We start from the raw sequence: 20,731 nt of genomic DNA, 5'->3' as shown, positions 1-20,731 counted from the left end.
AAACTGGATAAACGTTTCATTGAAATTGTGCAATAAATTGTGGTTAAGTCCTCGACCGATTAGTATTCGTCAGCTCCATATGTCGCCACACTTCCACCTCGAACCTATCTACCTGATCGTCTTTCAGGGGTCTTACTTACTTGCGTAATGGGAAATCTCATCTTGAGGGGGGCTTCATGCTTAGATGCTTTCAGCACTTATCCCGTCCACACATAGCTACCCAGCGATGCCTTTGGCAAGACAACTGGTACACCAGCGGTGTGTCCATCCCGGTCCTCTCGTACTAAGGACAGCTCCTCTCAAATTTCCTACGCCCACGACGGATAGGGACCGAACTGTCTCACGACGTTCTGAACCCAGCTCGCGTACCGCTTTAATGGGCGAACAGCCCAACCCTTGGGACCGACTACAGCCCCAGGATGCGATGAGCCGACATCGAGGTGCCAAACCTCCCCGTCGATGTGGACTCTTGGGGGAGATAAGCCTGTTATCCCCGGGGTAGCTTTTATCCGTTGAGCGATGGCCCTTCCATGCGGAACCACCGGATCACTAAGCCCGTCTTTCGACCCTGCTCGACTTGTAGGTCTCGCAGTCAAGCTCCCTTATGCCTTTACACTCTACGAATGATTTCCAACCATTCTGAGGGAACCTTTGGGCGCCTCCGTTACTCTTTAGGAGGCGACCGCCCCAGTCAAACTGTCCGCCTGACACTGTCTCCTACCCCGTTAAGGGGCATGGGTTAGAAGTTCAATACAACCAGGGTAGTATCCCACTGACGCCTCCTTCGAAGCTGGCGCTCCGAGATCTCTGGCTCCTACCTATCCTGTACAAGTTGTACCAAAATTCAATATCAGGCTACAGTAAAGCTCCACGGGGTCTTTCCGTCCTGTCGCGGGTAACCTGCATCTTCACAGGTACTATAATTTCACCGAGTCTCTCGTTGAGACAGTGCCCAGATCGTTACGCCTTTCGTGCGGGTCGGAACTTACCCGACAAGGAATTTCGCTACCTTAGGACCGTTATAGTTACGGCCGCCGTTTACTGGGGCTTCAATTCGTAGCTTCGCTTGCGCTAACCACTCCTCTTAACCTTCCAGCACCGGGCAGGCGTCAGCCCCTATACTTCACCTTACGGTTTTGCAGAGACCTGTGTTTTTGCTAAACAGTCGCCTGGGCCTATTCACTGCGGCTCTCGTGCGCTTGCACGCTCAAGAGCACCCCTTCTCCCGAAGTTACGGGGTCATTTTGCCGAGTTCCTTAACGAGAGTTCTCTCGCACACCTTAGGATTCTCTCCTCGACTACCTGTGTCGGTTTGCGGTACGGGCACCTCTCACCTCGATAGAGGCTTTTCTTGGCAGTGTGAAATCAGGAACTTCGTCCATACGGACTCGTCATCACAGCTCAACGTATCAGTGTGCGGATTTGCCTACACACACGCCTTACTGCTTGAACAGAGACAACCAACGCTCTGCTTACCCTATCCTACTGCGTCCCCCCATTTCTCAAACGGTGAGGAGGTGGTACAGGAATATCAACCTGTTGTCCATCGCCTACGCCTATCGGCCTCGGCTTAGGTCCCGACTAACCCTGAGCGGACGAGCCTTCCTCAGGAAACCTTAGTCATACGGTGGACGGGATTCTCACCCGTCTTTCGCTACTCATACCGGCATTCTCACTTCTAAGCGCTCCACCAGTCCTTCCGGTCTGACTTCAACGCCCTTAGAACGCTCTCCTACCACGCATCCATACGGATGCATCCACAGCTTCGGTGAATCGTTTAGCCCCGATAAATTTTCGGCGCAGCGTCACTCGACCAGTGAGCTATTACGCACTCTTTAAATGGTGGCTGCTTCTAAGCCAACATCCTGGTTGTCTAAGCAACGCCACATCCTTTTCCACTTAACGATTACTTTGGGACCTTAGCTGGTGGTCTGGGCTGTTTCCCTCTTGACTACGGATCTTATCACTCGCAGTCTGACTCCCGTGTATAAATATCTGGCATTCGGAGTTTGTCTGAATTCGGTAAAGCGAGATGCCCCCCTAGTCCAAACAGTGCTCTACCTCCAGTATTCTCAATCACGAGGCTAGCCCTAAAGCTATTTCGGAGAGAACCAGCTATCTCCAGGTTCGATTGGAATTTCTCCGCTACCCACACCTCATCCCCGCACTTTTCAACGTGCGTGGGTTCGGGCCTCCAGTAAGTGTTACCTCACCTTCACCCTGGACATGGGTAGATCACCTGGTTTCGGGTCTACGACCACGTACTAATTCGCCCTATTCAGACTCGCTTTCGCTGCGGCTCCGTCTCATCAACTTAACCTCGCACGTAATCGTAACTCGCCGGTTCATTCTACAAAAGGCACGCTATCACCCATTAACGGGCTCTAACTACTTGTAGGCACACGGTTTCAGGATCTATTTCACTCCCCTTCCGGGGTGCTTTTCACCTTTCCCTCACGGTACTGGTTCACTATCGGTCACTAGGTAGTATTTAGCCTTGGGAGATGGTCCTCCCAGATTCCGACGGAATTTCACGTGTTCCGCCGTACTCAGGATACATTCAAGAGGGAATGAGGTTTCACTTACAGGGCTTTTACCTTCTATGGCGGGCCTTTCCAAGCCGCTTCAACTATCTCATTCTTTTGTAACTCCGTATAGAATGTCCTACAACCCCAAAGAGCAAGCTCTTTGGTTTGGGCTCTTCCCGTTTCGCTCGCCGCTACTCAGGGAATCGAATTTTCTTTCTGTTCCTGCAGGTACTTAGATGTTTCAGTTCCCTGCGTCTGTCCTCAACACGCTATGTATTCACGTGAAGATACTATGTGATTAAACATAGTGGGTTCCCCCATTCGGAAATCTCTGGATCAAAGCTTACTTACAGCTCCCCAAAGCATATCGGTGTTAGTGCCGTCCTTCTTCGACTCCTAGTGCCAAGGCATCCACCGTGCGCCCTTATTAACTTAACCAATAAGTTACACTTACTCAAATGAGTAAGATTTTAAAAGATTGCACGATCAATTTCTTGATCATTTGTTTATTTATTGCTTTCAATGTCGTTTTATCCAGTTTTCAAAGAACAAGTTTTGAAGTATTTCATCATAAAGATGAACCTTCAAAACTGAACAGCAAACGTTAATGTTTCATTCCATAAGGAATGATTCCGAATATATCCTTAGAAAGGAGGTGATCCAGCCGCACCTTCCGATACGGCTACCTTGTTACGACTTCACCCCAATCATCTATCCCACCTTCGGCGGCTGGCTCCATAAAGGTTACCCCACCGACTTCGGGTGTTACAAACTCTCGTGGTGTGACGGGCGGTGTGTACAAGGCCCGGGAACGTATTCACCGCGGCATGCTGATCCGCGATTACTAGCGATTCCGGCTTCATGTAGGCGAGTTGCAGCCTACAATCCGAACTGAGAACGGTTTTATCGGATTAGCTCCCCCTCGCGGGTTGGCAACCGTTTGTACCGTCCATTGTAGCACGTGTGTAGCCCAGGTCATAAGGGGCATGATGATTTGACGTCATCCCCACCTTCCTCCGGTTTGTCACCGGCAGTCTCCTTAGAGTGCCCAACTAAATGATGGCAACTAAGAATAAGGGTTGCGCTCGTTGCGGGACTTAACCCAACATCTCACGACACGAGCTGACGACAACCATGCACCACCTGTCACCGTTGTCCCCGAAGGGAAAACTGTATCTCTACAGTGGTCAATGGGATGTCAAGACCTGGTAAGGTTCTTCGCGTTGCTTCGAATTAAACCACATGCTCCACCGCTTGTGCGGGCCCCCGTCAATTCCTTTGAGTTTCAGTCTTGCGACCGTACTCCCCAGGCGGAGTGCTTAATGCGTTAGCTGCAGCACTGAGGGGCGGAAACCCCCCAACACTTAGCACTCATCGTTTACGGCGTGGACTACCAGGGTATCTAATCCTGTTTGCTCCCCACGCTTTCGCGCCTCAGTGTCAGTTACAGACCAGATAGTCGCCTTCGCCACTGGTGTTCCTCCAAATCTCTACGCATTTCACCGCTACACTTGGAATTCCACTATCCTCTTCTGCACTCAAGTTTCCCAGTTTCCAATGACCCTCCACGGTTGAGCCGTGGGCTTTCACATCAGACTTAAGAAACCACCTGCGCGCGCTTTACGCCCAATAATTCCGGACAACGCTTGCCACCTACGTATTACCGCGGCTGCTGGCACGTAGTTAGCCGTGGCTTTCTAACAAGGTACCGTCAAGGTAGCGCCAGTTACTACGCTACTTGTTCTTCCCTTGCAACAGAGTTTTACGAACCGAAATCCTTCTTCACTCACGCGGCGTTGCTCCATCAGACTTTCGTCCATTGTGGAAGATTCCCTACTGCTGCCTCCCGTAGGAGTCTGGGCCGTGTCTCAGTCCCAGTGTGGCCGATCACCCTCTCAGGTCGGCTACGCATCGTTGCCTTGGTGAGCCGTTACCTCACCAACTAGCTAATGCGCCGCGGGCCCATCCTGTAGTGATAGCCGAAACCATCTTTTAACTTTCGAACATGAGCTCAAAAGTGTTATTCGGTATTAGCCCCGGTTTCCCGGAGTTATCCCAATCTACAGGGTAGGTTACCCACGTGTTACTCACCCGTCCGCCGCTAACTTTCAAAGGATGCAAGCATCCAATGAAAGTCCGCTCGACTTGCATGTATTAGGCACGCCGCCAGCGTTCGTCCTGAGCCAGGATCAAACTCTCCATAAAAGTTAGTTTGAAAGCTCATTTGCTTTGCTAGCGTATCAACATAAAGTTGATATCTATGTTTTGTTTAAGTTCATCACTTAAACGTTTAAATCATTAACGTTTGCTTGTTCAGTTTTCAAGGTTCATTTCGTCATCTCTTTCGAAGTGACAACTTTTATATCTTAACACAACATCTTATATCTTGTCAACAACTTTTTTGAAGTTGTTTTCCGCTGTCTCTCAACAGCAACTTTTATATAATACCATTGCATTACTTTCTTGTCAACAAAAGTTTTTCGATATTTATTATCGTCTTTGCGACTTAAATTAATATACCACGATAACTTTAAATATACAACCCCTTTCTGTATATTTATATGATTAATATTAATAATCCCATACAAAGTAATCCTGGAATACCTAAGAGGGTAATTGTTACGACTGAAAAGGTATTTATTGGTACGTGAAAACCATATCGACTTAATATCATGTTCCCTACAAATAAAAGAACAATTACTAGCGCTAGCTTAAACCAAAACATCGCAAAATATTCAAACAGCGCACCAAATCGTTTATTTTTTCTTACTAAAAATAAAAACAAGAGCAACAAACAGCCTAAAGCTACAATAATGTAACGCATTGCACCATCCTTTAAAGAACTTTATTGGTAACATATGCTGCTGTTGCCCCTCTTATTTCTATACTGAAAATATTATCAATCATACATACTGTCTTATCATTTAATTAAAACGCGTCGAATACGTGCTTCTTTATATAAATAATAATGAATACTTTCTGCTCTTTTACGTTCAGCTATAATATCTAGATTATAATCATCCATTAATTCTTCAAACACTTTTGCATTATGCAAATCTTCTTTTGTTTCTTTAATAGAAGAAACTAGTTTTTCATCGAACTCTTTCTTTAATTTTCCTTTACGGGAAAATAGCATGACTGTCCCCTCACTTTTACAGCTCGCGACGCCCTTCTAATGCTTTTGATAAAGTTACTTCATCTGCATATTCTAAATCGCCACCTACCGGTAAACCATGTGCAATGCGTGTTGTACGAATGCCTGACGGTTTAACGAGACGAGAAATATACATTGCTGTCGCTTCACCTTCTATTGTAGGGTTCGTTGCTAATATTAATTCTTGCACTCTTTCATCATGTAAACGTGTTAGTAACGAGGCAACATTAATATCCTCAGGTCCTACACCGTCCATTGGAGAAATTGCTCCATGTAAAACATGATACAAACCTTGGTAATCACGCATCTTTTCCATTGCAATGACATCTTTCGGATCTTGAACAACACAAATCGTCGATACATCTCGTTGCTTATCAGAACAAATATGACACGGGTCAATATCTGTTATATGCCCACATTGCGAGCAGTACATTAAGTTTCGTTTAGCATCAACTAATGCCTTAGCAAAAGATAAAACGGTATCTTCCTTCATCGTTAAAACATGAAATGCTAGACGTGCTGCTGTTTTCGGCCCAATTCCAGGTAGTTTCATAAAACTATCAATTAACTTTGATATTGGCTCTGGATAATGCATTCATTCTTCCCCCTTTAAAAAGGCACATCTCGAATTGACCGAGATGTGCTTCTACAAAAACGAACGATTCAATTAGAAAGGAAGGTTCATTCCTTGAGTGAATTTGCCCATTGTTGATGATGTTGTGTCTTCTACTTTTTTAAGCGCTTCGTTTGTTGCCACAACGATTAAATCTTGTAACATTTCGATATCATCTGGATCTACTACTGACTCATCTAAAGCAACTTCTAATAATTGACGCTGACCGTTCATAACAACTTTCACCATACCGCCACCAGCAATACCTTCAAATTGTTGTTCATTTAAAGCATCTTGCGCTTCCATCATTTCTTTTTGCATTTTTTGCATTTTCTTCATCATACCTTGCATATTACCCATACCACGCATAAATAAGTTCCTCCTTATACTTCATTATTATTCTTCGACAACATCAACAAAGTCTTTTCCAAATCGTTGTTCTGCCTCAACTATTAATGGATCTTGCGCTTCCACTAGTAGTGCATCTTCTATAAAAGGTTGTTCTTCAAGCAAATGCGGTTGATCAGTTACCTCGTTTGAATTGGCTTCTTGCTTCTTTTGGTCCAAGCCATTTTCTTTTATAAAGTTTTCTCGCAACTTGAGCCATGCTTGCTCCGGAATACAAAGCACTTCATATTGAATGCCTGTTTCCATAGCAATTCCTTGCGTAAACAACGAAACAAGTCCTTTATTGTCTGCTACCATTTGACAATGAATATCATACTTGAATTTTAACACAAAAGCATCCGAATTTGCCGCAACAGGCTCTGCATCAGCTAAAAGTGCTGCTTGAGATCTTTGCATTTGCGATAATGACATTGCCCAGGCAGCCTTAATCTTTTGAATATCCGTCTTACTAGCGGTTTTTAAAACTTCCTTAATGCGCCCATTCGGAGGATTATATTGATTACCTGCCGGTCGTACACGCTGTGGAGAAGGGGTTTTTACTTGTTGCGCCGGTACCCCACCGTTTTGTAATTGTTGCGATAACTGTCCAACAATATTTTCCAATGATGTTAATTTACCCGCTAAAGCAGAATCCACTCCAGTTGTTACAGGAGCATTCCCTTTAAGTTGAGCCATTTTTAAAAGGGCTGTCTCTAAATAAATTTTCGTGTGATGTGAAAAGCGCATTTCCTGTTGTGTTTTTGCCAAAATATTAATAAACCCATACAGTGTGTCTGCATCAAAATTTTGGGCTAGCTCTACAAATTTCTGTTCGTGTGAAATAAATTCAAGCAGCTCTTCTAACGTTCCATCCATTTGCAATAACAATAAATCTCGGAAAAACGTTATAAAATCTTCCGCTAAACGTAACGGCTCTTTTCCATCCGCGATTAAATTTTCAACAATACCTAACACACTAGCAACTTCTTTTTCTTTGAGTAAACAAGCAATATCGTAAAATGCATCTTGGCTAACCGACCCCGTCACAAGTAACACATCTTCTAATTGGATAGATTCATTACTAAAAGAGACTACTTGATCCAGTAAACTTAATGCATCACGCATACCACCGGCTGCCGCTTGTGCAATTATTTTAAGTGCCTGCTCATCATAATTCATTTGGATATCTTCAAGGACGATTTTCATTCGCTCGACAATATCTACGGAAGATAGTCGTTTAAAATCAAAACGCTGACAACGAGAGATAATGGTTGCAGGTAGTTTATGTGGCTCTGTCGTCGCTAAAATAAATACCGCATGTTCAGGGGGTTCTTCTAATGTCTTTAATAAGGCATTAAACGCACTCGTAGACAGCATATGCACTTCGTCAATAATATACACTTTAAAACGAGCATCTGCTGGAGCAAAACGGACCTTCTCAATAATATCCCGCATTTCCTCTACTCTTGAATTCGAAGCTGCATCGAACTCAATTACATCTGTATGCGATCCTTCTGTAATACTTTTACATGTAGCGCATTCATTACATGGCTCACTGGCAGGGGCATTTTCACAATTTAACGCTTTTGCAAAAATTTTAGCTGTACTTGTCTTCCCAGTACCTCGAGGCCCTGAAAATAAATAAGCATGTGTTGTTTTATTCCCGAGGAGAGCATTTTGAAGGGTCCTTTTCACATGTGTTTGACCAGACATTTCGCGGAATGATTGTGGTCGATAAACACGATAAAACGCTTGATATGTCAACCTTCCCCTCTCCTTTTCTCATTAAAATTTGGTACTTTTATTATAGCATATTCTTATTTGAAATATATTTCAAAAACACGTCTAATTTAATTAATACAAAAATTCCCATTTATTATTTTCTACTAAAAAACGCACTCATCTTTAATGATGAGTGCGTTTGAATTGGCAAATTAATGCCGTGCACCTTTCTTCGACTGCCGCACATAAGCGTTACTTCTGTCGCCAGCTCAAGTTAGGCGACCCCGCGGCACATAAGTGATACCACTTAATGCTGCTTCCTTCCGGACCTGACATGGTTCATGGGTACTTATTGCGCAGGACCCAACCGTCAACACTACGTGCAAAAGGCAGACCAAACAATACGGACAGCCTCAGAAAAGGAATTCAATCTTGCTAGAGCGGATTGCAAGTTACAGGGCACCGCTACCTCCCCATCTAGCACGGCACTACCTAGTATACTAAGTGCATACTAAAAATGCAACAAGTTGCCTCTACAATTTTTTTGAAATTATTATTGACTTAATTCATATCTCATGCTAAATTTATAAATGTCGAAAAAACGACATTACCTATTGGAGGTATACCCAAGTTCGGCTGAAGGGATCGGTCTTGAAAACCGACAGGCGGGTAACACCGCGCGGGGGTTCGAATCCCTCTACCTCCTCCATTTTAAATTTAACCGTTACTGTATGTATCGGATTTTTTTACCTATAACTTAAAATGACAGCACTATATCTTTTGAGATATAGTGCTTTTTTATGTTTATATATGTTCTTTTCTTGTAAAATAAAATACTTAACACTTTTCAGTAAAGGCGGTTCTTTTTTGGAGACAACACAACCTCTCACAAAAACAATAAAGACTATTTTGATTATGCTATTGATTGCGCTGCTCACAGCAATTGGTAGTGAAGTAAAAATTATGCCATTTGACAATGCGTCATTTCGATTTGGACTCGGTAGCATTATTTTCTTTTTTGCGCTTTTAGTGCGTCCAGTACCAATCCTATCAACAGGAATCATCACAGCGATTACAGTTATTACATGGCGTACTGTATTTAATATGTTACAAAATGAACATACTACATTTGTGTCATTTATTGAGTATGTACCAGCAGGACTTTTTTATATTGTTTTTGCAATATGTATACATGTCATCCCTTTTGAGAATATTAAAAAGCGCCCTTTCCTTTTAGGATTATGTGGCATGTCTTTTGAGGTCATCGCCAATACACTCGAACATATCGCAACAGCCGTCTTATATGCACCACAGTTGAATACATCAAATTCTCTTTTGCTATTTGTATTCGTCGGGTTTTTACGAAGCTTTTTTGTTGTTGGTTTATATAGTGCAATTTCACTTTCCGAACAAAAAAAACAACTACAACATTTAATGGCTATTCATTCTGAGTTGTACGTGGAAGTACTTTATATTCGAAAATCGATGGATCAAGTCGAACAATTAACTGTTAACAGCTATCAGCTTTATAAAAAACTAAAAGCAATCGATTCTACTTTAGGCAAAGAGGCTTTATTAATTTCACAGGAAATGCATGAAATTAAAAAAGATCATGAACGTATTTATGCAGGCTTAGCGAAAATTACAAATACGGAATTTAAGGATGCCTTTTTACTATCCGATTTACTCAATTATATTGTAGAAGCGAATGAAAACTATGCACAACTACAACAAAAAACAATCCAATTTAAAACCATTTGTCCAAATGATTTTAAAACAAATGAGCATATCGCATTGTTAGCCATTTTAAATAATTTAATGGCCAATGCTGTTGAAGCAATCGAACATCAGGGCATCATTACCTTAACAGTAAAAATCCATTCAAATACAACGGAATTTATTGTAGAAGATAATGGGATAGGGATTGATATGCATCTGTTACCCGTTATTTTTGATGTCGGCTATACCTCGAAATTCAATACATTAGGTTATGCATCAACTGGTATCGGACTTTCACATACGAAAACAATTATCGAAAACCTGCAGGGCTCTATTACGGTAACAAGCGATCAATTAACGCGCTTTACTGTACGGATTCCAACAAATCTTTTACGTGAGGAGGAAAATTAACAATGCGTTATTTTATTGTTGATGACGATCGTGCTAGCCGCGTAATGCTATCGGACATTATTGATGAATTTGATTTAGGCACGGTTATTGGGGAGGCAAAAAATGGCGTAGATGCTATCCCCCAGATCCTCATGATGCAACCTGAATTTGTTTTAATTGATCTTTTAATGCCTAATCTTGATGGCATCGAAACAATTGAAAACCTGCACCAAAACGGTTTTGAAGGAAGTTTTATAATGATTTCTCAAGTAGCCAATAAAGAAATGGTGGCCGAAAGTTATGAAAAGGGTATCGAGTTTTTCATTCACAAGCCGATCAATAAAATCGAAGTACAAATGGTACTAAAACGCACTGAAGAGCAGCATCGTTTAAAAAATTCCATCCAGGCAATCCGTCAATCGCTTACAAATTTTGAAGTGCCTGATGTTAAAAATACAAAAAAAACGACACGAGATCATATTCAATCAATTTTAAATGATATGGGGATTGTTGGTGAAGTCGGGAGTGAAGATATCGTTAAAATTATTGAACAATTGCTTATCGAAAAGCATAAAATTGCACCACTCCCACCGTTAAAGGAAATTTATGAAAAAGTGGCCATGCTTACAAAAAATACACCCGATGACATTTTAAAAGAAAGTAAAGCAATTGAACAACGTGTGCGACGTACCATTTTAGCTAGTATGATCAACTTAGCTAATCTCGGTATTGTTGACTATACAAATTCCGAATTCGAATACTATACACCGCGCTATTTTGACTTAACTGACATCCGTCATTTAATGCAACAAATAGAAAATAATGACCAACGAAAAGCAAAGGTCAACATAAAAAAGTTTATTCAAGTTTTATATTCAGAAATAATTAGTAAAGCAGATTAGTCGGATTTTGTCGGATTTTGTATTTATCTTATAGAATTGGTTTAGGCTAGTCCTAAATCGAATTTTATTAGGAGGAACTATATTTTGAAAAAGTTTAAAATTAGCTTAGCCGCACAAATTTTAATCGGTTTGGTTTTAGGGATAATTGTAGGTGCTGTATTTTATGGAAACGCTAACATACAAACATACTTACAACCTATTGGTGACATTTTCTTAAACTTAATTAAGATGATTGTTGTACCGATTATTATTTCCACTTTAATTGTTGGTGTTGCTGGTACTGGTGACATAAAGCAATTAGGTCGTCTTGGCGGAAAAACGCTTATTTATTTTGAAGTTATTACAACAATTGCGATAATTGTTGGGTTATTAGCAGCGAACATCTTCCAACCAGGTGTTGGCGTAGATATGAGCCAGTTAGAAAAGACTGATATTTCTGCGTATGAAGAAACATCAGCTCAGCAAGAAGATCAAGGTCCATTTCATATTTTAGTTGATATTGTACCTAGTAACATTATCAAGGCAATGGCTGAAGGCGATATGCTCGCGATTATCTTCTTCTCTGTCATCTTCGGTCTTGGTGTAGCCGCGATTGGAGAACGAGGTAAGCCTGTACTTGCATTCTTCCAAGGAACCGCCGATGCGATGTTCTGGGTGACAAACTTAATAATGAAATTCGCTCCATTTGGCGTATTTGCATTAATTGGAATTACCGTTTCCAAATTTGGGCTATCCTCTCTTGTCCCACTTGGAAAATTAGCTCTATTAGTTTATGGGACGATGATCTTTTTCGTTATCGTTGTATTAGGGATAACAGCCAAAATTTTCGGCATTAACATCTTTAAATTAATTCGTATGATTAAAGACGAGCTATTACTAGCATTTACGACATCATCATCCGAAACTGTACTACCTCGCATCATGGAAAAAACGGAAAAAATGGGTGCACCAAAGGATATTGTTTCATTTGTTATTCCAACTGGTTACTCATTCAACCTTGATGGTTCAACACTTTACCAAGCAATTGCTGCACTCTTTATTGCACAAATGTATGGAATTCATTTATCAATCGTTGAACAAATTACATTAATGCTTGTGTTAATGGTAACGTCAAAAGGAATCGCAGGTGTACCAGGGGTTTCATTCGTTGTACTGTTAGCCACGTTAGGTACTGTCGGTATTCCAGTTGAAGGTTTAGCATTCATCGCAGGTATTGACCGTATTTTAGATATGGGGCGTACAGTTGTAAATGTTATCGGGAATACAATAGCTACTCTTGTTATGGCGAAATGGGAAAAACGCTTTGATGAAAAGAAATTTGCTGAATATCAGGCAGCTAACTTAAAATAATTTAGTAAATTGACACGAACGGATGTCCAGAATTTATAAAATGCAGCATTTCAGCTTTTATGTTGAAATGCTGCATTTTTCATGTGGATTCAAATTATTTATTTTAGAACTTTTGCCAAATACGCGCGAATTGATTGCTCTCCGTTATGTAATGCTTGTTGTTCACGCGCTTGGTCTTTTGTAACTTTTTCTTCCGCCGCTTGAATCACCCATTCAACATCTGATTGGGGAACGATGACTACCCCGTCAATATCTCCAATAATATAATCCCCGGACTGAACAGCCACACCACCTAAGGAAATGGCTCTGCCTACTACACCACCGCCATTTTTATTCCCCGCTGCAACCGTCGTTCCTATTGAGAATATTGGAAAATCAATGGCTCTTGCAGCTGCTAAATCACGAATAACACCATCTACAACAAAGCCTTGTACGCCCACTCCTTGCGCGAGTTGCATAACAAAATCCCCTGCTACTGCACGGTTATTATTACCTTTTGCATCTATTGCTATAATATCCCCTTTTTCTGCCTTACTAATGGCCTCTAACACCGCACCATTTTCCCCGTCAGGTAAGCGTACAGTTAATACACGTCCTGCTATTTTAAAATGGTCGGCTAGTGGCTTAATCGATGCATCCACATTTGTGTGTCCCCCTGTAACATCCGAAATCGCCGTAGTTGGTAATGCCGATAAGCGTTGTTCTAACATTGGTACTGTCGTCATATTTCCATCCCCATTTCATATGCTTTTACAAATACCTAAAATTTGTAATTACTACTCAGCATAATAGATATTTCATTTTCAACGCAATATTTTTTAAAAGTTTTGTTACAACGTTCTCTATCTGGGGAATACTACTTACACGTAAAAGGAGGGCTTATGTATGAACAATCGACTTATTCAAAAGGCAATTAATGACTCTGGTATACCTATCTATAAAATGACTACTTTCGATATTGATGTCGTCGCCCGATTAACAGGTGGTATCGCACCCACTATTGCTTATTTCCATAAAGAAAAAGAGGTAACGGATGATATACGTGCCATTCGCTTTCATTTCGAAAATCCTACCTCCCATATTGAAGATTACAGTGCGTTTCAATCCATGTTATTTGAAAAAGAACAGCGAGCTATTAATGAACTGTATGAAGCCATCAGCATCAAACCTAAAAATATGTCGAACGGGATGCAGCTTGTGTGGAGCTTTTTCGTCCTTCTACTCGTTACCGCTCCACTTATAATCGCTGTATTTATATTAAAATGAGCATGGAAGCCCATTTCTTGAACCAGAAAAGAGGTGTTTTGATATGAAATCAAAAACACCTCTATTTTAAGCTCTATTATTTTCGTAAATGACTCGTTTGTTCCAGCATATGACCAATACGCGCCACAACATGATCCACTTGCTCTGGGTTTTCCTTTAAATCATAATCATTAATATTAATTCGTAGTACCGGACAAGCATTGAAGTCATTGATCCAATTCTCATAGCGGCTATGCATCTCTTCCCAGTATGCATGCGGTGTTTGCTGCTCCATCTCGCGCCCACGCTCTTGAATTCGTCCAATGACATCATCAATTGAGCCTTCTAAATAAACAAGTAAATCTGGATGAGGGAAATAAGGGGTCATCACCATCGCGCCAAATAAATTAGTATACGTTTCATAATCTGTCGGCGTCATCGTCCCTTTATCATAGTGCATTTTTGCAAATATACCCGTATCCTCGTAAATTGAACGATCCTGAATAAACCCTCCCCCATATTCAAAAATACGCTTTTGCTCCTTGAAACGCTCTGCTAAAAAGTAGATTTGTAAATGAAAGCTCCATTTCTCAAAATCATCATAAAATTTATTTAAATATGGGTTCGTATCCACCTTTTCAAAAGATGTTCGGAAATTTAACGCCTCTGCTAACGCGTTTGTCATTGTCGATTTTCCGACACCGACCGTTCCTGCAATCGTAATAACCGCATTTGCTGGGATGTTATATTTTTCTCTTAAATTCATGATTAACGCAAACTCCTTTGTTGCAACTTTTCTTTAATAATTTTTAATATATTTTGCAAATCTTCTTCATTTTTCACGAAATCAAGCGCGTCCCCATCGAGATAAATAACCGGTATGTCTGGATGTATTTTCTCAAAATGGCCAATAAATTCATGATAATCCTTCGATAGTTGCTCCATGTAATCACGCGAAATATTTTTCTCAAATTCACGACCGCGCATGGTAATTCGCTCCATCAGTTTATCCAGGCTCGCATGCAAATAAATGACCATATTGGGCTTTGGCATATCTTTTGTCAATATGTTATAAATGGCCTCGTACTTTTCATATTCAACCGGCTTTAATGTCCGTTTCGCAAAAATTAAGTTTTTAAAAATATGATAATCCGCTACAACTGAACGTTGCTTATCTAAAATATGATTAATATCCGAAAGCTGCTTGTAACGATTGCAAAGAAAAAACATCTCGGTTTGAAAGCTCCATTCATCTATATCCTCATAAAACTTCCCTAAAAACGGATTTTCATCAACAATCTCTTTTAACAAATGGTACTTAAACGCCTCTGAAATCGCTTTTGATAACGACGTTTTACCCACACCAATCGGACCTTCTACTGTTATAAACGGCTCAGACACTAGAAGTCCCCCTTCTCTCCATATAGTCAGTGCTTTTCATTTTATCACAGTGAATCGACGACAACAAAATAAATTAGTTTACAAAACAACATATTCCATTTCTGAGGAAATTTAGCCTGTATAATCTATAATGCATTGGCGTTATTGCGTCCAGATTTTTTTCGAGCTTGCTCAAATAAATCGTCTAAAAAATCTGTGACATCCGCTGTATCATTGGGCCAACACGATATTGGTCAATCCAGCGTTGCAACACGATGCGGCGTTATTAGCCTGAGTACCTCTTCTCAACTGGAGTTTGAACCCCCACTGAAATAGTGTCATACTTGACATTCATTCTCCACTTATAGAAGTAGTGGAATTCTACTGAAATAAGTTAAAGCCATGCTACAATAAACGGAAGGGGCGATTAAACATGACGACGAACAATAAAGATCATTATTATATGGAAGTAGCACTAGAAGAAGCGCAAAAAGCAGCTGCTCTAGGAGAAGTGCCAATCGGTGCAGTTATCGTCTATCAAGATGAGATTATTGCACGTGCACACAATTTACGAGAAACAACGCAAAACGCATTAACACATGCGGAAAGTATGGCCATTCAGGAAGCATGTAAAAAAATCGGGAGCTGGCGCTTAGAAGAAACGACCCTTTATGTCACACTAGAGCCTTGCCCAATGTGTGCAGGCGCTATTTTACAATCACGGATTCCACGCGTTGTATACGGCGCGCGTGACTTGAAGGCGGGATGTGTTGACTCCTTGTATCGCCTTTTAAACGATGAACGATTTAATCATGAATGCGAAGTAACAGAAGGTGTTTTAGCAGATGCATGTGGACAAGTTTTAACTGACTTTTTCCGCGCTTTGCGTGAACGAAAAAAAGCGAAAAAAAGATTACGAAAAGAATAGCTGGCAAAACAAACTTAGTATCAAAACAACAGGAAACGACGGCTCTTCTTATTCACTAAAATTGAATAGGAGCTTACTATGAACGGATTTACTTTATTCGATTCGACCCATATCATTTGGCTTGCTAGTATTATAATTATATTAATTTTTCTAATATATCTTTATAAGTTTTCTAATATAGTAAATCAACCATTATATTTGAAATCTGTTTTTTGGTTACTACTTCTTTTAGAATGTGCTAAGCAACTCTTTTTACTTGTAAAAGGGCAATATTCCTACTGGAGCCCTCCACTGCATTTATGTGGGCTTGGCATTTTTATCACAGGTTGGCATGCTTATTTTGGGAGCCGTACAACCTCAACCATACTGTATGCCTTAACATTACCTGGTGCTGCAATTGCGCTCCTATTTCCAGGGTGGACGGCTGATCCAGTAGGAAGCTTTCTACATGTGCACAGTTTTTTATTTCACTCACTCCTGCTCGCTTTTATTTTCCCGTTACTCATAACCAAACAGCTTGATTTACGCTGGCAAGATTTATGGCGAGCGGTCGTATTTTTGGTATTCATTGTACCTCCAATTTACTTTTATAATAGTCATTTTCAGACGAATTTTATGTTTTTAAATCGACCTGTTTCTGGAACACCGCTGCAATGGCTTTTTGATGCATTCGGCGCATCTGGATATTTAACTAGCTTAGTACTTGCTCTGTTGATTTATTGGTGCATTGCATACGCACCATTACTCATACGAAAAGAGCTATAATGCTTTTTCAAATACAACTTTATGACGGCCCTTTGCATCGATAAATGTTGAGGTAATCTCAAAGCCTGCTTTTATATTCACAATTAGCATCGCTTTCCTCTCATTGCGACCATATGTGCGAACGCGGCTATAGCCTTGTTGCTTGCACCACTCATGCTGTGCCGTCATACATTTCATCGCGATACCACGCTGTTGATATTGTGGATGAACCCCACCAAGCCAACTATAAAATACACCATCTGGCTGCTCATATCCTAGTTTAAATCCTGCAACAATGCCCTCCTCTAAAACAACGACAGCTAGTAAATTTACCTTATGTTGAAGCTTTTCTTCTTTTAAAATAGTCCCATCAAAAATTGCTCTATGCACTTGTTGAATGCCATCTATAATAGCTTTTGGTATTTCTTGTTGAAATAATTGGGTTTCCATTTCATTTACCTCTCCTTCTATTCAAAAAAAGGGGTACTCTTCGTAAAAGAGTCCCCCTTCTCATTATTTTGCTGAAATGACTTCTACGCCACCCATATATGGACGTAATACTTCCGGAATAATAACTGAACCATCTGCTTGTTGGTAGTTTTCTAAAAGAGCTGCTACTGTACGACCAATGGCTAAGCCTGAACCGTTTAATGTGTGTACATATTCTGGTTTGGCATTTGGCTCGCGACGGAAGCGGATATTCGCACGACGCGCTTGGAAATCTTCAAAGTTTGAACAAGAAGAAATTTCACGGAACATTTTTTGTGCTGGAATCCATACTTCTAAATCGTATTTTTTAGCAGCTGTAAAACCTAAATCTGCTGTACACATTTTTAATTTGCGGTACGGTAAACCTAATAATTGTAATACTTTTTCAGCATGACCTGTTAGTAATTCTAATTGCTCATAAGACTCTTCTGGTTTAACAAAACGTACTAATTCGACTTTATTAAATTGGTGCTGGCGAATTAATCCTCGCGTATCGCGGCCTGCTGAGCCTGCCTCTGAGCGGAAGTTTGCACTGTACGCTGTAAATGCTTGTGGCAACATGTCTACTGTTAAAATTTCATCGCGGTAATAATTTGTTACCGGTACTTCTGCTGTTGGAATTAAGTAGAAGTCTACTTCATCTTCCTCACGTACTAATTTAAATACATCCTCTTCAAATTTCGGTAATTGACCTGTACCTGTTAAGCTATCACGGTTAACAATTTGTGGTGGCAACATTTCTGTATAGCCGTGATGATCTGCATGTAAATCCATCATAAAGCTAATTAATGCACGCTCTAAACGCGCACCTAATCCTTTATAGAATAAGAATCGGCTACCAGCCACTTTTGCACCGCGCTCAAAATCTACGATATCTAAATCCTTCGCAATATCCCAGTGTGCTTTCGCTTCAAAATCAAATGTTGGTACGTTACCCCATGTATAATCTTCTACATTGTCTTCCTCTTCCGTCCCAACTGGTACAGATTCATGTGGAATATTCGGTAAACGCATCATCATATCTTTGAATTCTTGTTCAATTGCATTTAATTCCGTATCAAGTGTTTTAATTTCATCGCCTACTTGACGCATACGTGCAATAACTTCCGTTGCGTCTTCTTTATTGCGCTTCATCACAGAAATTTGTTCTGATACTTTATTACGCTCAGCTTTCAATTCCTCTGTTTTAGCTATTAACTCACGACGCTTTTTGTCTAATGGTTCAAAGTTATCTAAGTTTCCTAAATCTTCATTACGAGTCAGAAGCATTTTTTTCACTTCTTCAAAATTATCACGAACACGTTTAATATCTAACATATTTTCTTCCTCCTAAGTCAATTGAATTGATGATACTGCATGCTTTAATACGTTAGTGTATTAGCAAATTGAACACAAAAAAACCCTCCATCCCTATGAAAGGGACGAGAGCTACCCGCGTTGCCACCCTAATTGAATAGAACAAATCTATTCCACTTACTTAAATAACGACTTTGGTAAGCCGGCCAAGTTAAAGAACTTCAACTTCGCATCTCCAGGACGGATTCACAAGTGCTTTTATCAGCTTCCACCAACCGCTGACTCTCTTTGAAAAAACATACTTGCTACTACTTCCTATCATCGAATTCAACTATAAATTTAACCATACTGTACTATATACATCACATTTTTGCAAGTTTCAGCTAAAATATTCCTAACAAGAGCGGATTATGCTATACTTTCCTGGCATTGTTCACTTTTAAAAAATTCAATATTTTAGCACAGTCAATAAGGAGGCGATTTTATGCTTTATTTTCAATTACACAAGGAAAATAGTATTCCACTATATGAACAACTTTATATTGGCATTAAAAATGCTATCTCTAAGCAGCAATTAGCTGTCGGTGCCCGTCTTCCATCTAAACGGGAGCTGGCTGATTTTTTTAGTATTAGCCAAACAACCGTCGAACTAGCATATGCACAACTTCTTGCGGAGGGCTTTATTATGTCTAAGCCACGTGTTGGCTACTTTGTCGAGGAGATTGATGAGCTTCCATTTATCGTTCCAGTGAATGCCGAAATCAACAGTATGGCGGAGGAAAAACCTACATATGCGATTGATTTTTCTTCTGCTCAAATAGATGAAAATTCCTTCCCCTTTACGATTTGGCGTAAGTATGCAAAGGATGTGCTCGATACACCTTTCAAGCATTTATTACAAACCGGCGAGCGTCAAGGAGAGCTAGCTCTCCGAAGTGAAATCGCCAATTACTTGCATCAATCACGCGGCATTAAATGCACCCCCGAACAAATTGTCATTGGTTCAGGTACAGAGCAACTTTTGCCCATGATTTTAAAATTATTTGATGATCATGCGAAGTTAGCACTTGAAAATCCAGGATACTCACCAATCCATCGAGATCAGCTAAAACAGCGTGCCATCCCTGTACCCATTGATACGGATGGACTCATCATCGAGGAATTACAAAAAACTGCGGCAAATTTAGTTTATGTGACACCTTCACATCAATTCCCAACAGGTGCTGTTCTTTCAGCCAATCGGCGCACACAGCTTTTGAAATGGGCAGCGCAAGCACCTAATCGCTATATTATTGAAGATGATTATGATAGTGAGTTTCGCTATACTGGAAAACCAATCCCTGCACTGCAAGGACTCGATCAAAATGAGCGTGTAATTTATTTAAGTACGTTTACAAAATCATTAATGCCCTCGTTACGTGTGGCCTTTTTCGTGTTACCTCCTGCTTTGTTAAAACGATATCAAACTGATTTTACGTATTATTCGGCAACCGTTCCTCGATTTGAGCAACATATTTTAGCAAGATTTATGAAAGACGGCCATTTTTCAAAGCACTTAAATCGCATGCGTAAAATTTATCGGAAAAAGCATGATAAATTAATCGAAATTTTTTCTAGTCAATTTCCCGAAGTTCATATTTCAGGGGATGCAGCAGGTACACATTTACTGATTTCGGTGCCACATCACCAAAATGAACAACAGCTTCATGACATTGCTTTAAAACAGGGGATTCACATTGCCCCGCTATCAAACTATACATTAACCGCAAATCCATACCGTGAACGTGTCTTTTTATTAGGCTTTGGCAATATTCCACTGACATTATTAGAGAGCTATATTCAACAATTAATGGCCTGTTGGGGTATTCATAAAAAGAAATAAAC

17 protein-coding genes, 1 tRNA gene, 2 rRNA genes, 1 other RNA gene and 1 other annotated feature are annotated in these 20,731 nt (G+C 40.5%); of the genes, 8 read left to right on the top strand and 13 right to left on the bottom strand.

Annotation, left to right across the window (positions count from 1 at the left end):
- Positions 1 to 39: 39 nt before the first annotated feature.
- The 8 genes from CSE16_RS00170 to ffs all read right to left on the bottom strand — a co-directional run bounded on the left by CSE16_RS00170 (position 40) and on the right by ffs (position 8,890).
- Positions 40 to 2,966 (bottom strand): 23S ribosomal RNA (locus CSE16_RS00170).
- A gap of 210 nt (positions 2,967 to 3,176) precedes the next feature.
- Positions 3,177 to 4,733: ribosomal RNA gene (locus CSE16_RS00165) — 16S ribosomal RNA — on the bottom strand.
- Together the 16S and 23S rRNA genes form the textbook arrangement of a ribosomal RNA operon.
- A 352-nt stretch (positions 4,734 to 5,085) precedes the next feature.
- Positions 5,086 to 5,352 carry a pro-sigmaK processing inhibitor BofA family protein gene (locus CSE16_RS00160; RefSeq protein WP_099422023.1) on the bottom strand — a complete coding sequence of 89 codons (267 nt, stop codon included), beginning with the start codon at positions 5,350 to 5,352 and terminating at the stop codon, positions 5,086 to 5,088.
- 96 nt (positions 5,353 to 5,448) lie between these two features.
- A complete protein-coding gene (locus CSE16_RS00155; RefSeq protein WP_099422022.1) occupies positions 5,449 to 5,664 on the bottom strand; it encodes a YaaL family protein in 216 nt (71 codons plus the stop codon).
- 16 nt (positions 5,665 to 5,680) lie between these two features.
- A complete protein-coding gene (gene recR / locus CSE16_RS00150) occupies positions 5,681 to 6,277 on the bottom strand; it encodes a recombination mediator RecR (protein WP_099422021.1) in 597 nt (198 codons plus the stop codon).
- A 72-nt stretch (positions 6,278 to 6,349) separates the two neighbouring features.
- Entirely contained in the window at positions 6,350 to 6,664 is a 315-nt protein-coding gene (locus CSE16_RS00145) for a YbaB/EbfC family nucleoid-associated protein (RefSeq protein WP_099422020.1), read from the bottom strand.
- Between the two features lie 27 nt (positions 6,665 to 6,691).
- Positions 6,692 to 8,446 (bottom strand): DNA polymerase III subunit gamma/tau, encoded by a 1,755-nt coding sequence (gene dnaX / locus CSE16_RS00140; RefSeq protein ID WP_099422019.1) that lies wholly within the window; start codon positions 8,444 to 8,446, stop codon positions 6,692 to 6,694.
- A gap of 176 nt (positions 8,447 to 8,622) precedes the next feature.
- An RNA gene (gene ffs, locus CSE16_RS00135) (signal recognition particle sRNA large type) lies at positions 8,623 to 8,890 on the bottom strand.
- A 130-nt stretch (positions 8,891 to 9,020) separates the two neighbouring features.
- Between ffs and CSE16_RS00130 the strand changes: the two genes are divergently transcribed.
- The 4 genes from CSE16_RS00130 (at position 9,021) to CSE16_RS00115 (ending at position 12,765) form a co-directional block, all read left to right on the top strand.
- Positions 9,021 to 9,113: transfer RNA gene (locus CSE16_RS00130), tRNA-Ser, on the top strand.
- Positions 9,114 to 9,271: 158 nt separating this feature from the next.
- Complete coding sequence (locus tag CSE16_RS00125) at positions 9,272 to 10,534, top strand: ATP-binding protein (RefSeq protein WP_099422018.1); 1,263 nt, start codon at positions 9,272 to 9,274, stop codon at positions 10,532 to 10,534.
- 2 nt (positions 10,535 to 10,536) lie between these two features.
- Positions 10,537 to 11,415, top strand: a complete 879-nt coding sequence (locus tag CSE16_RS00120; RefSeq protein WP_099422017.1) for a response regulator — start codon at positions 10,537 to 10,539, stop codon at positions 11,413 to 11,415.
- Between the two features lie 81 nt (positions 11,416 to 11,496).
- On the top strand, positions 11,497 to 12,765 hold the full coding sequence (locus CSE16_RS00115; RefSeq protein WP_305849724.1) for a cation:dicarboxylate symporter family transporter: 1,269 nt from the start codon (positions 11,497 to 11,499) through the stop codon (positions 12,763 to 12,765).
- Positions 12,766 to 12,863: 98 nt separating this feature from the next.
- On the opposite strand, the gene CSE16_RS00110 is transcribed toward CSE16_RS00115, so the two are convergent.
- Positions 12,864 to 13,490, bottom strand: coding sequence for an RraA family protein (locus tag CSE16_RS00110; RefSeq protein ID WP_099422015.1), 627 nt, complete (start codon positions 13,488 to 13,490; stop codon positions 12,864 to 12,866).
- 160 nt (positions 13,491 to 13,650) lie between these two features.
- Here CSE16_RS00110 and CSE16_RS00105 point away from each other — a divergent pair, with 160 nt between their 5' ends.
- Positions 13,651 to 14,031 carry a sodium:proton antiporter gene (locus CSE16_RS00105; RefSeq protein ID WP_099422014.1) on the top strand — a complete coding sequence of 127 codons (381 nt, stop codon included), beginning with the start codon at positions 13,651 to 13,653 and terminating at the stop codon, positions 14,029 to 14,031.
- Positions 14,032 to 14,107: 76 nt separating this feature from the next.
- Here the strand turns inward: CSE16_RS00105 and CSE16_RS00100 are convergent, their stop codons facing one another.
- Both CSE16_RS00100 and CSE16_RS00095 read right to left on the bottom strand, forming a co-directional pair.
- Positions 14,108 to 14,776 carry a deoxynucleoside kinase gene (locus CSE16_RS00100; protein ID WP_099422013.1) on the bottom strand — a complete coding sequence of 223 codons (669 nt, stop codon included), beginning with the start codon at positions 14,774 to 14,776 and terminating at the stop codon, positions 14,108 to 14,110.
- A 2-nt stretch (positions 14,777 to 14,778) separates the two neighbouring features.
- Positions 14,779 to 15,411, bottom strand: a complete 633-nt coding sequence (locus CSE16_RS00095) for a deoxynucleoside kinase (RefSeq protein ID WP_099422012.1) — start codon at positions 15,409 to 15,411, stop codon at positions 14,779 to 14,781.
- Between the two features lie 412 nt (positions 15,412 to 15,823).
- Between CSE16_RS00095 and tadA the strand changes: the two genes are divergently transcribed.
- Together tadA and CSE16_RS00085 are read left to right on the top strand one after the other, a co-directional pair.
- Positions 15,824 to 16,318 carry a tRNA adenosine(34) deaminase TadA gene (tadA, locus tag CSE16_RS00090; protein WP_099422011.1) on the top strand — a complete coding sequence of 165 codons (495 nt, stop codon included), beginning with the start codon at positions 15,824 to 15,826 and terminating at the stop codon, positions 16,316 to 16,318.
- 78 nt (positions 16,319 to 16,396) lie between these two features.
- Positions 16,397 to 17,083, top strand: coding sequence for a YwaF family protein (locus CSE16_RS00085; RefSeq protein ID WP_099422010.1), 687 nt, complete (start codon positions 16,397 to 16,399; stop codon positions 17,081 to 17,083).
- On the opposite strand, the gene CSE16_RS00080 is transcribed toward CSE16_RS00085, so the two are convergent.
- Together CSE16_RS00080 and serS are read right to left on the bottom strand one after the other, a co-directional pair.
- Positions 17,078 to 17,512: a GNAT family N-acetyltransferase gene (locus tag CSE16_RS00080; protein ID WP_099422009.1), complete on the bottom strand. Its 435-nt coding sequence runs from the start codon at positions 17,510 to 17,512 to the stop codon at positions 17,078 to 17,080. The genes CSE16_RS00085 and CSE16_RS00080 overlap by 6 nt on opposite strands.
- A 63-nt stretch (positions 17,513 to 17,575) precedes the next feature.
- Positions 17,576 to 18,868 carry a serine--tRNA ligase gene (gene serS, locus CSE16_RS00075; RefSeq protein WP_099422008.1) on the bottom strand — a complete coding sequence of 431 codons (1,293 nt, stop codon included), beginning with the start codon at positions 18,866 to 18,868 and terminating at the stop codon, positions 17,576 to 17,578.
- Between the two features lie 97 nt (positions 18,869 to 18,965).
- Positions 18,966 to 19,178 (bottom strand) — a binding site (T-box leader).
- Positions 19,179 to 19,331: 153 nt separating this feature from the next.
- Here serS and CSE16_RS00070 point away from each other — a divergent pair.
- A complete protein-coding gene (locus CSE16_RS00070) occupies positions 19,332 to 20,729 on the top strand; it encodes a MocR-like pyridoxine biosynthesis transcription factor PdxR (protein ID WP_099422007.1) in 1,398 nt (465 codons plus the stop codon).
- The last annotated feature ends 2 nt before the right edge of the window (positions 20,730 to 20,731 follow it).

The sequence above is a fragment of the Solibacillus sp. R5-41 genome, assembly GCF_002736105.1.
In the GTDB taxonomy this organism is placed as follows: Bacteria; Bacillota; Bacilli; order Bacillales_A; family Planococcaceae; genus Solibacillus.
Note: the sequence above shows the minus strand (reverse complement) of the source record. Positions and strands in the feature narration are given on the sequence as shown.

Coding starts and splice junctions, on each gene's coding strand:
- CSE16_RS00160 (WP_099422023.1), bottom strand. CDS start 5,352: ATGCGTTACATTATTGTAGCTTTAGGCTGTTTGTTGCTCTTGTTTTTA.
- CSE16_RS00155 (WP_099422022.1), bottom strand. CDS start 5,664: ATGCTATTTTCCCGTAAAGGAAAATTAAAGAAAGAGTTCGATGAAAAA.
- recR (WP_099422021.1), bottom strand. CDS start 6,277: ATGCATTATCCAGAGCCAATATCAAAGTTAATTGATAGTTTTATGAAA.
- CSE16_RS00145 (WP_099422020.1), bottom strand. CDS start 6,664: ATGCGTGGTATGGGTAATATGCAAGGTATGATGAAGAAAATGCAAAAA.
- CSE16_RS00120 (WP_099422017.1), top strand. CDS start 10,537: ATGCGTTATTTTATTGTTGATGACGATCGTGCTAGCCGCGTAATGCTA.
- CSE16_RS00110 (WP_099422015.1), bottom strand. CDS start 13,490: ATGACGACAGTACCAATGTTAGAACAACGCTTATCGGCATTACCAACT.
- CSE16_RS00105 (WP_099422014.1), top strand. CDS start 13,651: ATGAACAATCGACTTATTCAAAAGGCAATTAATGACTCTGGTATACCT.
- CSE16_RS00100 (WP_099422013.1), bottom strand. CDS start 14,776: ATGAATTTAAGAGAAAAATATAACATCCCAGCAAATGCGGTTATTACG.
- tadA (WP_099422011.1), top strand. CDS start 15,824: ATGACGACGAACAATAAAGATCATTATTATATGGAAGTAGCACTAGAA.
- CSE16_RS00085 (WP_099422010.1), top strand. CDS start 16,397: ATGAACGGATTTACTTTATTCGATTCGACCCATATCATTTGGCTTGCT.
- CSE16_RS00080 (WP_099422009.1), bottom strand. CDS start 17,512: ATGGAAACCCAATTATTTCAACAAGAAATACCAAAAGCTATTATAGAT.
- serS (WP_099422008.1), bottom strand. CDS start 18,868: ATGTTAGATATTAAACGTGTTCGTGATAATTTTGAAGAAGTGAAAAAA.
- CSE16_RS00070 (WP_099422007.1), top strand. CDS start 19,332: ATGCTTTATTTTCAATTACACAAGGAAAATAGTATTCCACTATATGAA.